Source organism: Porticoccus sp. GXU_MW_L64 (genome assembly GCF_052983295.1).
Map to the genome: position 1 here is coordinate 22,988 of NZ_JBRKJK010000011.1, position 15,927 is coordinate 38,914.

Genomic DNA, 15,927 nt, shown 5'->3' on the forward strand with positions numbered 1-15,927 from the left:
GAAGCGGCCTACAACCCCAACGTCAACGCATGGGGGCGGCGGGAATCAGACGCCCCCAGAAAGTAACCGTCCTTCACCATAATGGACTGGGTGCTGCCCATGGTGCGGGTCATTTCCACGTTGTGGCCCCTGTCCAGCAGCAACTGCATGGTGTCGCGGTTAAAGCCCGGCTCCACTTCCAGCTTGTCGGGAAGCCACTGGTGGTGTACCCGGCGCTGGAAAGTGGCCTCGGCGATGTTCATATCGTGGTCAATCACATTGACGATCATTTGCAGCACGGCGTTGATAATACGGCTACCACCGGGACTGCCCACCATCATAAACGGCTTGCCATCTTTCAGTACCAGAGTGGGCGATTGCGAGCTTACCGGGCGTTTGTGGGTTTGCAAACGGTTGGCGTGGCTGGCGGAAAACCCTTCAGCACCGGGAATACCGGCGCGCACGGAAAAGGTGGAAATCTGGTTGTTCATCAAGATGCCGGTGCCGGCAATGGTGTGGCCGGTGCCGTAGGAGTTGGCCAGCGTGTAGGTGTTGGACACCGCATTGCCCTGGTTATCGACAATGGAATAGTGGGTGGTGTCCGGGCTTTCCGCAGGCAGTGTGTCGCCTTTCAGTTGGGAAGACGGCGTGGCCCGATTCATATCTATCCCTGTGGCTAACTTGTTGGCACGGGCTTTATTGGTCAGCCAGGCCACCGGCACATCGTAAAAATCCGGGTCGGCCATGTGCAGGCCGCGATCGGCAAAGGTACGCTTCATGGCCTCCACCATCACATGAATGGATTGGGCAGAGATGCCCCAGTCAGACAGGGGGAAGTTCTCCATAATATTGAGCGCTTCCACAATGGCGACACCGCCAGAACTGGGCGGCGGCATGGAAACGATGTCGTAACCGCGATAACTGCCGGTTACCGGCTTACGCCATTTCACCTCATAGGCGGCCAAATCCTGCATATCGATATGACCGCCGTGGCGCTCCATATCGGCAACAATTTTTTTGGCGATAGCGCCTTTGTAAAACGCGTCCGGGCCCTGTTTGGCAATTTGCTTGAGGGACCAGGCCAAATCCTTTTGCACCAGAATGTCGCCGGGCTGGTAAGGCTCGCCACCTTTTTTGTAATAGGCCCTTGCGGTAGCGGCATTTTTTTGCAGCCAGTGGCGCTTTAACGACAAAATCTGCGCCAGATCGTGGTTCACCGGGAAGCCCTTTTCCGCCAGCTCAATGGCGGGAGCCAGCAATTGCTGCCAGGTCAGTTTGCCACTGCCGTAGCGCTGCCAGGCGGCGTGCATACCGGCTACGGTGCCGGGCACCCCCATGGCGTGCCAGTATTTGGAAGATTCGGTGTCTTTGCTGCCATCGGCATGAAGAAAGTGCTTGGCGGTAACGCCGCTGGGGGCCATTTCCCGATAATCCAGGGCAGCGGATCCACCCTTTTCGGTGGAGTGCAGTACCATAAAGCCGCCGCCACCCAGATTACCCGCCCGCGGCAAGGTAACCGCCAGGGCAAAACCCACCGCTACTGAGGCGTCGATGGCATTGCCGCCAGCCTTGAGTATATCCAGGCCCACCTGAGTTGCCTCGGCGTTCTGACTGGACACCATACCCTTGCGCCCCACCACCGGGTGAAACACATCTTCGTAGCGAACAATGCCCACGTTGCCCATATTGTAGGGGCCGTGGGCAACATCACTGGCAGGCACCGAGGTGCCCGCAGATACCGGCAACGCAACGGTCAATGACAATAACAACGACTGGATAACTGAAAACTGCATAGACCCTCCATTATGTTTTACTTGAGAATCACAGAAGGGGAGCCTGTCATTCTGAGCGCAGCGAAGAATCTCGAATGTTGAAGCCATGAGATCTTTCGCTGCGCTCAAGATGACAAATAGCAGTTATATGTACGTATCTACCAGGCCATTAATCGCCCTTACCGCCACCTGCCCACCGGATTCCGGGTCGGCCATTGTATCAACACCGGAAAAGCCATCACTATTCCCTTCGTTGTTATGGCCATGCTCACCCGCCATGGTCTGCTGCTGGGACACATTGGCATCCGCCAGCTGTAAACCGCTGTCGCCGAACATATCCCGCAGCCGAGGCAGGGCTGCTTCCAGAGCTTCACGGGTAGTGGCGTTCTGGGCAAAGAAGGTCACACTGGTGCGCTCGCCGTCATTGATCACCTTGACTTCCACTGAGCCCAGCTCCGGCGGGTTAAGGCGAATTTCGGCACGCTGATTGCCGCGCTCAACCAGCACTTGCAAACGGCTGCCTATCTCCTGCGTCCAGCCGGGTTCACCCAGGGGCGTATTGAGGGAGATCACCGGCCTCTGGGCGCCAGTTTCGCCGGAACCGGTCAGCGGCGTGGCCGACGATGCCAGAGATACCGTCAGTGGCGCACTGTTGCCCGCTGCCGGCTGCCCGCTGTGTTCAGCGGCTGCCCCCAGAATCGCAGAAAAGCGCCCGACATCCGCCAGTGCTTTTTCCGCTTGCGGCCCGTTGATAGCCAACTCCTGCCCCGCTTTCACGGGCAATTCCTGTTGGCTGACGGATGTGGCCCTGGCCAAACCCGGCTCTGCTGCCTGAGGCAGCGGTTTTGTCACCGCCTGGCGAGCCACGTCAGACGCAACGGGCGGCAAAGGCTCGCCGCCTTGCGGCAAGTTGCTGCCCGCTAATGGCAGGCGGGTGTTGGCCAGTACTGCCTGTTGCCCAGTGCCAACCTCTGCCACCGGCAAAGCGTCTGCGGCAATCTGCGGCTGAGTGCTGGACACCGCCACTTCCTCTCCCGCCTGCAGGCGCTCCGCCAGCTGCTGCAAGACAGCCTGTTGATCAGCGTCCACAGCGCCTGCTTCGCCAACCTCCGCCAATTCCACAGTCAACGGCTGGGCGAGCTCTGGCAATGGCTCAGCGCGCAATTGCGCAACATCCCGCAAACCCTGTGCTACAGGGGCTTCCGGGCCAGCTTCTGGTTGTGCCTGTTTCGGCAACTGTTGCGGCGTTTGAGGGCGGCTTTGATCCAGCTGTTGCAAATGCCGGGCAAACGATTCGCCATCTTCTGGCGACAGACTTTCAGAAACCGGTGGTGCGCCGCCGTTCACGGCTTTGCCCACAGCGGGCACAGCGGTAATTTGGGGTGTGTTCATACAATCACTCCGCAGTCATCAAACAGTTATCCTGTGTTCTCTGGTTAGCCTGCAAAACCTGGGCCAGCTCTCTTAAACCCATACTTTTCCAGCAACCTCCTGCGCATTTTGCAGGGTGGATTAGCCGCAAAGCGGCGTAATCCACCAAACAGAGGCAATATAGGCAGCCAAGCCCGAAACTTGGCCATCATTTGGTGGATTACGCTTTCAGCTAATCCACCCTACGGCTATCTATCAACGGGCTACCCCTCAAAGAGAATTGCAATAAAACAGCCATCTGGATAGAGTGGCGGGCCGCCCGCTACGAGTGGCCCCATGGGTTTCGATACAGACTTTGTTTTTTCCGCCATCACCGATGACGTCAACGGTGTCAATCTGCCTGCGGCGATTGCCCCCCTGTGGCCCGCCTGTGCCCAGTGGTACACCAGCGGCATCGACAACCGCGAGCGCCCCACGGCGGAAACCTGCCGCGCCCAGCTGAGCGCTCATATGCCAGAGCTGATACCCAGCTACGACCATCTGATCAACCGCCTGACCCCGCACCTGCTCAACGACGCCCATCTGTTGCCGCAGTTTTTGTCGCTGTACAACACACCGGCGTTTGTGGCCGGCTGCTCCCAGGCCGCCTGGCAACGGCCCCAGGGCAGTGCGTTGGTGCGCAATTACGATTTTCCCCTGCAACTGTGGGACGCCATGCTGCTGCACAGCAACTGGAACGGCACCCGAGTGATCGCCATGACCGACTGTCTGTGGGGGGTGCTGGATGGCATCAACGAACACGGGCTGACCGCATCGTTGAGTTTTGGCGGCAAATTGAAAGTGGGGGATGGCTTTGCCGTTACCCTGGTGCTGCGCTACATACTGGAATTTTGTCGCACTGTCAGCGAGGCCTGTGCGGTGCTGCAGCGGGTGCCTGTGGCGATGGCTTACAACATCGTTCTGATGGACGCCAGCGGCGACCAGCGCACCGTGTTTATCGGCCCCGATCAAAGGGCAGAAGTCACTCAAATGCCCACCACCACCAACCACCAGCCCGGCGGCCGCATGGAAACTGCGCTGGATATTCTTTCCGACAGCCGGATACGGGATCGCTTTCTGCAAAGCCGGGTTAACGACCAACATCAGTCCCTGGACCACCTCAAACAACTGTTCTTGAGCCCGCCGCTGTATCGCAGCAACAAAGACGCCAAAGGCTGGGGGACGATCTATACCGCCTGCTACGAGCCCTTAAAAGGCAGCGTCTCCCTGCTGTGGCCCAATCAGCAGATGGAGCAATCGTTTGCGCATTTTCAGGATATGCGGATACAGGTAACGCCGACGGAACGGCGGGTGAATGTTGAGGATCAGGTTTAACCCCCGGCACCACAATCAAAAACGCCCCGCTGCAAAGCGGGGCGTTTTGGTTTCAACAAATCAGTTTATTTTATACAACAAACCCTTCTGCTTGGGCTCCGGGATATTCGCTTCTCCCGCCGGCGGGGTGGTCTGGTACTGGTCGCGGATGGCGGCGATCCAGCCCTTGACGCGGCTGGTGAGGCTGCCGTCGTCGTTCTGGGCGCGGCCGCGCAGTAGCAGGATGCCCAGGTCGGCGCCTTTGTACACGTACTCCCCGGCGCCCAGCACCCGCAGGTAGAAGCCCTGTTTGTAGCTGGACACGTTACTCCAGTCCCAGGAGCGGCGCAGGAAGGTGATGTCGCCTTCGTCGTAGCGGTAAATGCCGCTGGAGGGCGCCTGGGTAATGATTTCCACTTTGTCGTCGGTATTTTTGATCACCAGGGTGCTCCAGCAACCGTAGTCCATCCAGCGGGACTGAATGGCGGCCAAATCCAGCTCCCAGTCCACGTCCAGGTATTCCAGCAGGTGGAAGAACAGCATGGGTACGCCGCCGTACTTCTGGGTTACCAGGTTGGTCATGGGGGATGCGCCGGAAATGCGCGGGTTGATCTCGCCCAGGTAGGCCTCGCCGGTGGCGGTATCGATCAGGAAGTCCATGCAGAAGGTGCCGCGGTAGCCTTCTTTGTAGAGGCGATCACCGAGCCGCTGCACCATGCCGATAATTTCGTCGCGGCGCTCTTGCTCAAAGAAATTGGGGTCGTTTTCGTTACCGCTCCAGCCGCCTTTGTAGGGGGTGAGTTTGCTGTGGCCCACCACTTCCATCATGATCGGCCCCACCAAAGTACCGTTGCGGGTGGCCACCCCTTCCACGGTGCCGGAGATGTTGTCGATGCGCTTCATCACCTTGAGCTGTTCACCGATGATGTTCTCGCTGTACTTGTCCCAATCCTCCTCACTTTTAATAAAGAAGGTGGTGCGCCCGGAGTCGCCGTAGGGGGTTTGTACCACCAGGTCGGTACCAATACCGGCACCTTCTGACAGGGCATTCAGTTCAGCATAGCTATCGGCGGTACCCATGGTATTGGGCACGCTGGGTACGTTGGCTTCGTCACCCAGGCGGGTGGTAACAATTTTGGAGTCGATGTGAGTGCGCAGGCTGGCCGGTGGCAGGGCAATTTTCAAGCCCAGTTCTTTGGCCAGTTTTTCGGTTTCTTCGTCGAACATCACCGTCAGCATCAGGCCGTTGCCGGTGCGGTCCACAAAGCCTTCCACATCTTTGTTTTGCAACAGGTAGTTCACCACGTCTTCCATGCAGGTGAATTCCGGGTTGTCGTTGCTGTTGGGGGAAAATACCCGATAGTGGTGGCCATCAAAGCAATCGAAGTAACTGATATAACGCAGCGAGGGCACCTGCTGGCCGAGGCCAAGAATATTGAACGGCGTGCCCGAGACGAAGTAGATCGGCTCTTCGAGGTCCAGAAAAAACTGATAGATATCAGAAAGGGAACGTAACTTTTTCACTTTACCACTCCTGCTGTTTTCATTTTGTAGTTGTTTCATGGCTCTTGTTATGCGCCATCTGGATCGGGTCCAAACGTTTGTTCGGTTTCCCTGGGTCATCGGATTTGCCTCTTAACCTGTTACTGCTGTCATTGCGAGGCCGAAGGCCGCGGCAATCTCCATTCATATCTGCCGTACTGTCAGTCGATCTGCAGCCGCTTTGGGTGGCGACCAGAGATGGGCAGCGTTTTACTGGACACACTGTAAATACTTCCCTGTACGCTCGGATGCGACATCCCTGTCGCATACGGTCCAGTAAAACGCTGCCCACCTCTGTCCTTAAAATCGAATAATTCAGAAGGTAAATTAACCGTCATTGCGAGCCTAGAACCCCCTCACAATAACGCTTTTATTCCTGTCATCCTGAGCGCAGCGAAGGATCTCGTACTCTTAACCAAGCAAAGAGATCCACCGCTGCGATCAGGATGACAAGCAGTTACGAATGACTGTCTATTACATCCTGGGAGAACACTTTCAATCCCAGTTCCGGCCGGTAGCCGTGAATTTCCGTCACATCCAATGCCAGCAGGAAGTCGATGATTTCACTGCTCACCACCTGCCCCGGCACCAGTATGGGGAAGCCGGGGGGATACGGGGTCACAAAACCGGCGGATACCAACTCGCGGCCGCCGGCCATTTCCCGCTGTATTTCGCCGTTGTCGTAACGGAAGTATTCGCAATTGTCTTCGTCGTAGCTGAGGAAGTACGGTACGCGAATCAGGCCGTCCGGGGTGCCATCGTCCCCCTGCGGGCGGAACGCCTTGTGGAAGTAGCTGAAGTCTGGCAGTGGCGGCGGATTACTGGTGAGTGCCTGCACTTTTCTTTCATGCACCCGTTGCTCCGCACCGGAAAATTCTTCCTGGTCCTGCTCAATCTCTTTGGCAATTTTTACCAATACTTCAATCAGGTGGGTTACCGAGCTGCGCTCGGTACCAATATTGGTCATAAACAGCACAGTATTGCGCGAGGTTTTATTGATCTGGATATTGTATTTATCCATCAGGTATTTGTTTTTGAAGGTGTCGCCATCGACGCCGGTTTTGCCGATCATCAGTGTCACCCGCGTGGGGTCGATAACAAACTCGTCGTTTGCCCAGGCGTCTTCCATGCGGCTCCAGCCGGTTTCCGGGTCGTAATAGTTCTCCACCCCGGACAGGCGATATTCAGGCGACACCATGTCGCGGTTTGCCAACACTTTGAAGTTGCGCGCCAGCAGCGGATTGCTGTCGATTTGCTCCCGCAGGGTCATCGCCGTTTCCACTTGCTGATGAACCAGCTCATAGCCCTCCAGCTCCACCTGGCGGCGGCCGGCATCCAGAGACGCCAGAATTTGATAGTTGGGCGAGGTGGAAGTGTGGGTCATGTAGGCTTCGTCAAAAGACGACTTGGCCCGCAGGCGGAAATCCTGGTCGTAAATATGAATCATGGAACCCTGACGCAATGAGGTCAGGGTTTTGTGGGTGGACTGGGTGGCGTACACCCGCACCCGCACTTTGTCCGGGTCGGGCAGCAAGTGCCGGTCCAGCCAGGTGGCATCGTCGTCGGGATCGCAGGCTTGCAGTTCTGCCTGCTGTGCCTGGTACTGTTCGCGGTATTCGTCGCTGCGATATTTATTGCGCAGTTTATCCGCAGAATACATGCCGGTGCGATCCCGGTAAGACGGGTTAAAGCGGGCAAAGCCAAACCAGGCTTCATCCCACAGGAAGATCAAATCCGGCTTGATGGCCAGGCATTCCTCCATCACCCGCTGCACGTTGTACACCACACCGTCGAAAGTGCAGTTGGTGAGGATGAGCATTTTCACTTCATCCAGGCGACCGGCGCGCTTGTACTGCAATAAACGCTCCTTGATGGTACGCAGCGGCACCGCGCCGTACATGGAGTATTCATTGAGCGGGTAGGAATCCAGGTAAGACACCTGGGTGCCCATCATCACCATGGCGTAGTGGTGGGATTTGTGGCAATCGCGATCCACCAGCACCACATCGCCGGGGCGCACCAGGCCCTGCACCACAATTTTGTTGGCGGTAGAGGTGCCGTTGGTAACGAAATACGTTTCCCGGGCGCCGTAGGCCCGGGCCGCCATGTTCTGCGCCTCTTTCATCGGCCCTTTGGGTTGCAGCAGGGAGTCCAGGCCACCACTGGTAGCGGACGTCTCCGCCAGAAAGATATTGGCGCCGTAAAAGCTGGAAAAGTCATCCATCCAGTGAGATTTGCGCATGGATTGGCCGCGGGAAATGGGCAGCGCATGAAACACCCCTGTGGGCTTGCGGGCGTAGGTCATCAGCGCCGAAAAGAACGGGGTTTCGTAGCGTTGCCGGATAGCGCGCAACACACTGGAGTGCTGCTCCACATGGCCGGGCTCGCGATAGAACATGCGGCGGAACAAACTGGATTTGCCGGCCACTTCTTCCGAGGCACTGCCCGCCACCATATAGAGGTCGATTTCCGGACGCAGGCGATTGATGTTCTCCGCCAGTTTGGTGCCCAGTTCAGTGTCGGACATGCGCCGCAGTTCCGCCTCGTCCGCATCCAGCAGATAGTGCTGGAAAATGTCGTAGTTGTGGGCAGAGCGCAGGGAATAGCCGTAGCGGATAATACAGGTCTGGATATTGGGGTTGATCATCACCGCAATCAGCGCATCTTCAAAACTGCGCACGGTGACAACGTCGTAGATAAAATCGTCACTGTCGTCGCGCAGTGCCAGGTGCTCGGCGCGCACCTGCTCCTCATGGGCAGAGGACACAAAATCATCCACCACCAACACTTCAAAATACCCCTTGTGGTGGTGGGGGCGCCCCTGCCAGTCGTCGCGCGGGTTGTTTTTATCCGTTAGGCCTTCCAGGTCGATCTCGCGAGTACGGTACGCGTCAGAGGTAAGCGCCGCGTCGATGCGCTTCACCACCTGGTTGAGCTTGCGAAAATCCCTGGCGTTGTAGAGCGTCTGCAGGTAGTCAAAATCTTTTTTCGACGGGAACGCGGTGTAATCTTCAATGCGCTCCAGCAATCGCATCAGAGCGATAACCCCACGGCGGGCCACGCGTTTTTCAGTGTCGTTGGCGCGCTCGTCCAGCAGCCGCCTCAGCTGTTCCTTCAGGCGGCTCCAGGAGTCGCTGCGCAGCTGGGAAAATTTGTGGTAAAAACCCAGGGTTGTATAGGTTCTCAAGCTCTTTGTTACTGGCATGGGGATATCCAAATCCGCTTGCTGAACAAGCAGATGGCAAAATAGCTAAAGGGTATTTTTGAGTGCCGCTTGGTGCCGCGGCACTCCCGGACAGGGGCGCAGGGTACGTGGGCAAAACGCAACCCACGGGGCATTATTGGCAAACCTTTGCAACTGTATTGACTGGCAAATCAAACCCCCTCGGCAGCTGCCAAATATCGTTCTTATGGCTCCCGCCAGCAAAACCGGCGGGTCACTGAGCATACTGAATATACGGTGACCGTACAATGCTAAAAACTGCGGCCTTATAGCTGCTTTCTATGACAGATGTACTTATTCCACCCCATAGGGGTAGCTGTACGTTCTCAAAGTCACCTGTAGCAAGTTTCAAGCAAGTACATTCCCGGGTTTCGCTGCGCTCCACCCGGGCTACATGGTTACCCTGTATAATGCGCGCCGACAATCATCCACAGGAGCCACCGGTGTCCAACCATCGCCCCCTTGAAGGTATTCGCGTTATCGAACTGGGCCAACTGCTGGCAGGCCCTTTTACCGGCCTGATGCTGGCTTATTTTGGCGCCGAAGTGATCAAGGTTGAGCCCCCCGGCGGAGGCGACCCCATTCGCGGCTGGCGGCAAACCGAAACCGACGACAATGGCGTCACCACGTCCTACTGGTGGCGCAGCCTGGGGCGCAACAAAAAGTGCATCACCCTGGATTTGAAGTCTGAAAAAGGCCGGGAACTGACCCGCCAACTGATCGACGGCGCCGATGTGGTAATTGAAAATTTTCGCCCCGGCACCATGGAAAAGTGGGGCCTGGGGCCGGAAGTATTTCACGGGTCTAACCCGGGCCTGGTGTACACCCGCATCTCCGGCTACGGACAAACTGGCCCCTACTCCCACAAACCCGGCTTTGCCTCGGTGTGCGAAGCCATCAGTGGCTTTCGCTATGTGAATGGACACCCCGGCGAGGCACCGGTGCGCGCCAACCTGTCCATTGGCGACACCATTTCCGGCATGCACGCCGCCATGGGTGTATTACTGGCCATTATCGAACGCCAGCGCAACGACGGCAGCGGCCAGGTGGTGGACGTGGCCCTGTACGAATCCATGTTTAACCTGCTGGAAGCGGTGATTCCCGAATACTCCGGCGCCGGGGAGATTCGCGAACCCTCCGGCACCACCGTCACCGGTATTGTGCCCACCAACACCTACCGCTGTAACGATGGCAAATTTGTGGTGATTGGCGGCAACGGCGACTCCATCTTCCAGCGCCTGATGACGGTGGCAGGCTACCCGCACATGGCCAGCGACCCGCGCATGGCCAACAACGCTGGCCGGGTGCAACACGAAGGTGAAATCGACGCAGCGCTGGCCAACTGGTGCAGTGCCCACAGCAGCCAGCATATTCTCGACCTGCTGGAGCAATCCCGGGTACCTGCCGGCCCCATCTACAATGTGGAAGACATGTTCAACGACCGCCATTTTCAGGATCGCGGCCTGTTTGAACGGGTAGAGATCAACGGCAAACCGCTGGATATTCCCGCCATCCTGCCACGGCTGGCCAAAACCCCAGGCAACACCCAATGGGCGGGGCCGGAGGTGGGCAGCCACAACCGGGAAATCTTTGCGGAGTTGTTGGGACTGTCAGAATCTGAGCTGGCGGAACTGAAGGAGCAGGAGATTATTTAGGGTATTACCAGCGCCCGAACAACCCATCTACCATCCTACCCGCGCAGGCGTACTGCTGGCCGGTTTAACCACCCCGGCTGTCATTGCGAGCGCAGCGTAGCAATCCAGTGTCTTTAATGCACGGATATAAAAACAGAGTCACTGGATCGCCACGCTGCGCTCGCGATGACGATTTTTAAGTTTGATTGCCCTGCGCTATCAACCGGACACCAAATGCTGAAAGCCCCCCTTGCACAAGGCCCCTTCCACCCAACCCAGTACCCGCCGGGTCTGGTCGGCAGGCAGCCAGGGGGAAGACAGCCGACCCTGCAATAACAGCTCGCCAAAATGCATCGCCTCGTACTGCATGCCGCCGCCCACCACCGGCTTTTCAATACTGAAATCCCGCCCTTGAAAGGCGATATCGATGCGATGGGGGTTCCACCATTTTCCGTGCATGAGAATATCCAGCTGCGGGCCGGTGATTACCGCATCGCGGTCAAAGTCATCCACCAGCGAAGCGGACAAATTCGCCCCCATGCCACCCTTATGGCCAAAGCGATAGCAACAACGCTCATCCACACCGCTGCCCGGTGTGTGCTCTGACAGTTGCGCCTGCGGCTCGCCAGGTGCAATACCGAGGTGACGACAAATATCCGCGTACAGCCACAACGGATAAACCCCCACATCCCAGGACGCACCGCCGCTCAGGGATTTGTCAAACACCGACAAGGCCGGGTCAAACTGGTGATAGTTGCCAAAGGCGGCGGTTATATTTTCAACGGCCACCGGCTCTGTGGCTGCCACTTTTGGCACCATACGCAAAAAAGACACCAGCTCCCTGTAGGCAGGAAAAGTCATAACCTTCATGGCCTCCACCAGCAAACACTGCTGACGCCGGGCAAGCTCGGCCATGGCATCCCAGTCTGCCAGCGAGGTAAAGGCCGGCTTTTCCACCAGAACATGCTTGCGATTTTGCAAAAAAAGCTCAACCAAAGGCCGATGAAAAGGGTGGATGGTGGCCACATACACCGCGTCAATGTGATCGCAGACAGCCAGTTCTTCGTAACTGCCAAACGCCAGGGGGCAGGCAAACTCTTCGGAAAAACTGCGGGCCTTTTCCCCATTGCGGGAAGCCACCCCCTGCAATACGCCATTGCTCACATGGGTGGTCAAGTCCGCCGCAAAACGCCGGGCAATTTTACCCAAACCGGCAATGCCCCAGCGCACGGGGGTTTTTATTGGGTTGGTAGCCATATACCTGTCTGATCTTCTCTCATTGCTGCCCCGCAAAACTTGAAAACGTGAATCTGGCGTAACTTGCTGTGACCGTAGCCAGCAGGGATGCTGGCTCCGAGCTTACATGGATGTACTTGCAGCGTGTCACAGCAAGTTACGCCAGATTCAGGTCCAGCACCAAGCGCTTGTACATGAGTACCATGGTGCCTACGGCCACAGTGCCCGTTCGTTAATTATTTATTGGGCTGCAGTGATATTCACTGACAATCCGCAGTCCGGACAAAACATCCTGATAATGCACCTGCATGTCCGAATCCCGCTGAATACAGTCCACAAGATATTGCAGTTGTCGGCGACACAACTCGTGTATATCCGGGCATTGTGCGCGCACTTCGACAGGGTCGGGCTGGCTGAAATTCCCTGCATTATCCAGTGCAGCACTGTGGCAGAGCAGATACTCGCCAGACTCATTACTCCGTAAACTGACGCTGCCCAAAGGCCCGGTAACCTCTGCGGCGTTGGCATCTTGACCACCAATCATTGGCCCCCATCCGGCTTCAAACAAACCCAGTGAACCATCGGCAAAACAAATCTGGATATGGCTGTAGTTGGGCAATATTGTCGCCGCCAGTGGCACATGGCAACTGCGAGTTTCAACAACATCCGAAAGCACAATTTGTTGCATCACATCCACATAGTGAACGCCGCCGTCTACCAGCGCGGTGGTATCCTGCAACAACTTCTGCTGAATGGACCACAGTTCGCCGTCGCTCTGCTGATTGAGGCTAAACCGCATCACAACCGGGGAGCCGAGCTTTTTGGCTTTGTTGACAAATTGTTGCCACAACGGATGAAAGCGCAGTATATGGCCCACCAGCACTTTGCGCTGCAAGCGGTCGGCGCGGTCAAACACCTGTTGCGCGTCTTGCAGATTATCCGCCACTGGTTTTTCAACAAACACATGAGCGCCCGCCTCCAGTGACTGCAGGGCATATTGGGCGTGAAAACGAGTGGGAGTGGCAATGCATACCAGATCGGGTTTGCTGATTGCCAGCGCTTGAGTAAAGTCGGTAAAGCGCGGAATACCGGGGAAATGAGTGTGAGTGTTTTTTTGCTCTATGCGGGGGCTGCACAGGCCAACCACTTGGCAATTATCCAGCGACGCAAAAGCCTGGGCATGCAGTTGCCCCATACGGCCCATGCCCACAATCAACGCGTTTATCAATGGGGTATCACTCCTGCAATTGGCCAATCACCTCCGGCATTTTTCTTTTTACCACCAGCAAGGCAGCAATGCCAACAACCCCATAAACCGCCACTTCAAACCACTGGCTGAACAGCGCGTGGCCAATGCCCAGCAACAAACTGTACAACATGACGATGCTGGCAAGGCAGGCAATCAAATTCACTTTCAGGTTGGCGGCCAGCGGCGCAAGCCCGGATGCCTGCTGAACCCGCTTCCAGCCACGCCCGGGAACACGCAGGCTCTTGTAAAAAGCCACTGTCTGCTCTGAGGGTTTGTCGCTGCGTGTCAGCCAGGTCACCAACAACACAATGGCTGCGGTAATCAGCAGGTTCAGCAGCATGCGCACCCCAAACCATTGTTCGGTTTCGGTATCCGGCAAGGTAAACAGCAGAACATTGCCCACAACCGCGGCGGACACAAAGGCGGCAATTTCCGACCACACATTGATGCGCCACCAGTACCAGCGAATAATCAGCACAAAGGACACACCGGCAAAAATTACGCTGTAGTACTTCACCACAGTCAGCAAATTGGTAATTTGTGTGGCAATGATCAGCGAGACAAAGGTAATCAACACCATGCAGATTCGCGCCGCCTTGATGTAATGGTCAGCGGAGCGGCCGGGTTTTACGTAGGGCTGATAAATATCGTTGATCACGTAGGACGTGCCCCAGTTGATGTGGGTATCCAGAGTGCTCATAAAGGCTGCCAGCAGGGACGCCACCATCACACCCTTTAAGCCAACCGGCAGAAATTCGTGAATCATTTCCGGGTAGGATCGCTCTGCATCCACCAGCCCCGGGAAGTACACCAGCGACGCCACCCCCACCACAATCCAGGGCCAGCTGCGAAGCACATAGTGGCAAATGGCGAACCAGTACATACCCAACATGGCATCCCGCTCGGAGCGGGCCGCCAGGGTGCGCTGAATATAAAAGCCCGCGCCCGGTGCCACATACCACCAGCCGATGGCAACCAGAATCAGAAAGGTGGCGGTATCCAGGTTCCAGCCAAACTCCGGGAACATATTCAGGGTTTCCGGGGTAAAGTGGGGGGACTTTTGCAGGTTCGCCATCACCCCGCCGCTGGCGGACAAATCCACATACACAATCACCGCCAGGGCGATGGCACCAATCATGGCCAGGCCAAATTGCACCAGGTCCGTATACACCACCCCGTACAAACCGGACATGGCGGTATACACCACCGCGCAGAGGCCCAGGATAGCCAGTATCAGCAGGGTTGGCGTAACGCCGCCAATCAACGGCAGGTGAAACAGCGGGTCAGAGGAGAGCCCCAGAATCACCACAATAATTTTCGACATGGCCAGGGTGACCGAGGCCATCAAAATGCAGTTGATAAACAAGCCGTCGAACAGCGCTTTGAATATGCGCAGGCCATGCATGGCCGGGGTATTGTCGTAGCGCTGCACCACAAACTCGATTTCGGTAATGGCCCGGCTGCGACGCCACAGGTGCATAAAAAAGAACACCGAAACCAGTGCCCCGATAGCGGAAGACCACCAAATCCAGTTGGCGTAGATACCCTGGTCGCGAACCGCGCCGGCGACAAACAGCGGCGTGTCTGTGGAGAATGTGGTCGCCACCATGGAGGTGCCGACAATAAACCAGGGCAACGAACGCCCGGCCACAAAAAAATCATCGGCACTGCTTTTGGCTTTTTCGGTAAAGTACAAACCGATGGCAACGGCTGTGACTACATAGGCGGCCACGATTACCCAGTCAATCAACGTCATCTAAACTTTATCCAATGTTATTGGCATTCAATTAATCAAGGACAGGGTCAACCCTGCCCTTCAGTTATATTATGAAGAAAATAGCTTATTTATAAGCAAAGCCGTCAACCGTCAAATAGGTACCACTTTTCTTAACTACTCTTATAGTATGAGAGCCTGCTGCCAGACCTGTAGAAGTCCAAATAACGCTTTGAGGAATTCTTTCACTACTGTGGGTGTTTGTTGCAGGTGTCGATACTAGCTGGCCATCAATAAACTTGAGAAAGATTTTAAACCGGGTAAGCGAACAGGGGTACGAATGCATGGACAGCCCGGTACTGCTTGGGGTTCTGGACATCGGCTACCCCATTTTTGACCACCAGAAAAATACCGCCGGCGTACTGATGATGTCCATACTGCTTGACCGCCATATCTCCAGAGAACAAAAGCTGGATAACATCAAGCCTTACTTGCAGCAGGCGGCCCTGGATATATCAAAAGCCATTGGCTATCAATAAATAGCGCTTGATTAATAGCTTCCCTCCGTAGGGTGGATTAGCCGTGAAGCGGCGTAATCCACCAGTTCACGTCATCGCGAGCGCAGCGCGGCGATCTCCAGCAGATTGGCAGCGTACATCATGAGATTGCCGCGGTCGCTTCGCTTCCTCGCAATGACGGCTTCGGTGATAGCAGACTTAGGGTGGATTAGCTGAAAGCGTATCCACCCTACAACAATTTTACCAAGGACACGAAATTCGCCGAAGTAGTATTGATTTAGACAAGGCGCCCCTGAGCACCCGCAACCAAACGGTTTCATTTGCAGCCAGGATCAG

The 15,927-nt window shown here is 56.3% G+C and carries 10 protein-coding genes; 3 read left to right on the top strand and 7 right to left on the bottom strand.

Annotation, left to right across the window (positions count from 1 at the left end):
- Positions 1 to 8: 8 nt before the first annotated feature.
- On the bottom strand, positions 9 to 1,772 hold the full coding sequence (gene ggt / locus ACVBEJ_RS10225; protein ID WP_447129529.1) for a gamma-glutamyltransferase: 1,764 nt from the start codon (positions 1,770 to 1,772) through the stop codon (positions 9 to 11).
- 123 nt (positions 1,773 to 1,895) lie between these two features.
- Positions 1,896 to 3,143: a flagellar hook-length control protein FliK gene (locus ACVBEJ_RS10230; RefSeq protein ID WP_447129530.1), complete on the bottom strand. Its 1,248-nt coding sequence runs from the start codon at positions 3,141 to 3,143 to the stop codon at positions 1,896 to 1,898.
- Positions 3,144 to 3,458: 315 nt separating this feature from the next.
- Between ACVBEJ_RS10230 and ACVBEJ_RS10235 the strand changes: the two genes are divergently transcribed.
- Positions 3,459 to 4,496, top strand: a complete 1,038-nt coding sequence (locus tag ACVBEJ_RS10235) for a C45 family autoproteolytic acyltransferase/hydolase (RefSeq protein ID WP_447129531.1) — start codon at positions 3,459 to 3,461, stop codon at positions 4,494 to 4,496.
- Positions 4,497 to 4,556: 60 nt separating this feature from the next.
- Here the strand turns inward: ACVBEJ_RS10235 and ACVBEJ_RS10240 are convergent, their stop codons facing one another.
- Positions 4,557 to 5,999: a hypothetical protein gene (locus tag ACVBEJ_RS10240; RefSeq protein WP_447129532.1), complete on the bottom strand. Its 1,443-nt coding sequence runs from the start codon at positions 5,997 to 5,999 to the stop codon at positions 4,557 to 4,559.
- Between the two features lie 475 nt (positions 6,000 to 6,474).
- A complete protein-coding gene (locus ACVBEJ_RS10245) occupies positions 6,475 to 9,222 on the bottom strand; it encodes an aminotransferase class I/II-fold pyridoxal phosphate-dependent enzyme (RefSeq protein ID WP_447129533.1) in 2,748 nt (915 codons plus the stop codon).
- A gap of 461 nt (positions 9,223 to 9,683) precedes the next feature.
- On the opposite strand from ACVBEJ_RS10245, the gene ACVBEJ_RS10250 reads away from it, so the two are divergent.
- Positions 9,684 to 10,895: a CaiB/BaiF CoA transferase family protein gene (locus ACVBEJ_RS10250; RefSeq protein WP_447129534.1), complete on the top strand. Its 1,212-nt coding sequence runs from the start codon at positions 9,684 to 9,686 to the stop codon at positions 10,893 to 10,895.
- Between the two features lie 198 nt (positions 10,896 to 11,093).
- On the opposite strand, the gene ACVBEJ_RS10255 is transcribed toward ACVBEJ_RS10250, so the two are convergent.
- The 3 genes from ACVBEJ_RS10255 to ACVBEJ_RS10265 all read right to left on the bottom strand — a co-directional run bounded on the left by ACVBEJ_RS10255 (position 11,094) and on the right by ACVBEJ_RS10265 (position 15,115).
- Entirely contained in the window at positions 11,094 to 12,131 is a 1,038-nt protein-coding gene (locus ACVBEJ_RS10255; protein WP_447129535.1) for a Gfo/Idh/MocA family protein, read from the bottom strand.
- Between the two features lie 211 nt (positions 12,132 to 12,342).
- On the bottom strand, positions 12,343 to 13,338 hold the full coding sequence (locus ACVBEJ_RS10260) for a Gfo/Idh/MocA family protein (RefSeq protein ID WP_447129536.1): 996 nt from the start codon (positions 13,336 to 13,338) through the stop codon (positions 12,343 to 12,345).
- 7 nt (positions 13,339 to 13,345) lie between these two features.
- The gene (locus ACVBEJ_RS10265; protein WP_447129537.1) at positions 13,346 to 15,115 is read right to left on the bottom strand and encodes a sodium:solute symporter family protein; all 1,770 of its coding nucleotides are present in this window, start codon (positions 15,113 to 15,115) and stop codon (positions 13,346 to 13,348) included.
- Between the two features lie 257 nt (positions 15,116 to 15,372).
- Here ACVBEJ_RS10265 and ACVBEJ_RS10270 point away from each other — a divergent pair, with 257 nt between their 5' ends.
- A complete protein-coding gene (locus tag ACVBEJ_RS10270; RefSeq protein WP_447129538.1) occupies positions 15,373 to 15,612 on the top strand; it encodes a hypothetical protein in 240 nt (79 codons plus the stop codon).
- The last annotated feature ends 315 nt before the right edge of the window (positions 15,613 to 15,927 follow it).

Excerpts from the sequence above, each read along its gene's own strand:
- ACVBEJ_RS10255 (WP_447129535.1), bottom strand. The coding sequence starts at position 12,131 with ATGGCTACCAACCCAATAAAAACCCCCGTGCGCTGGGGCATTGCCGGT.
- ggt (WP_447129529.1), bottom strand. The coding sequence starts at position 1,772 with ATGCAGTTTTCAGTTATCCAGTCGTTGTTATTGTCATTGACCGTTGCG.
- ACVBEJ_RS10235 (WP_447129531.1), top strand. The coding sequence starts at position 3,459 with ATGGGTTTCGATACAGACTTTGTTTTTTCCGCCATCACCGATGACGTC.
- ACVBEJ_RS10245 (WP_447129533.1), bottom strand. The coding sequence starts at position 9,222 with ATGCCAGTAACAAAGAGCTTGAGAACCTATACAACCCTGGGTTTTTAC.
- ACVBEJ_RS10230 (WP_447129530.1), bottom strand. The coding sequence starts at position 3,143 with ATGAACACACCCCAAATTACCGCTGTGCCCGCTGTGGGCAAAGCCGTG.
- ACVBEJ_RS10265 (WP_447129537.1), bottom strand. The coding sequence starts at position 15,115 with ATGACGTTGATTGACTGGGTAATCGTGGCCGCCTATGTAGTCACAGCC.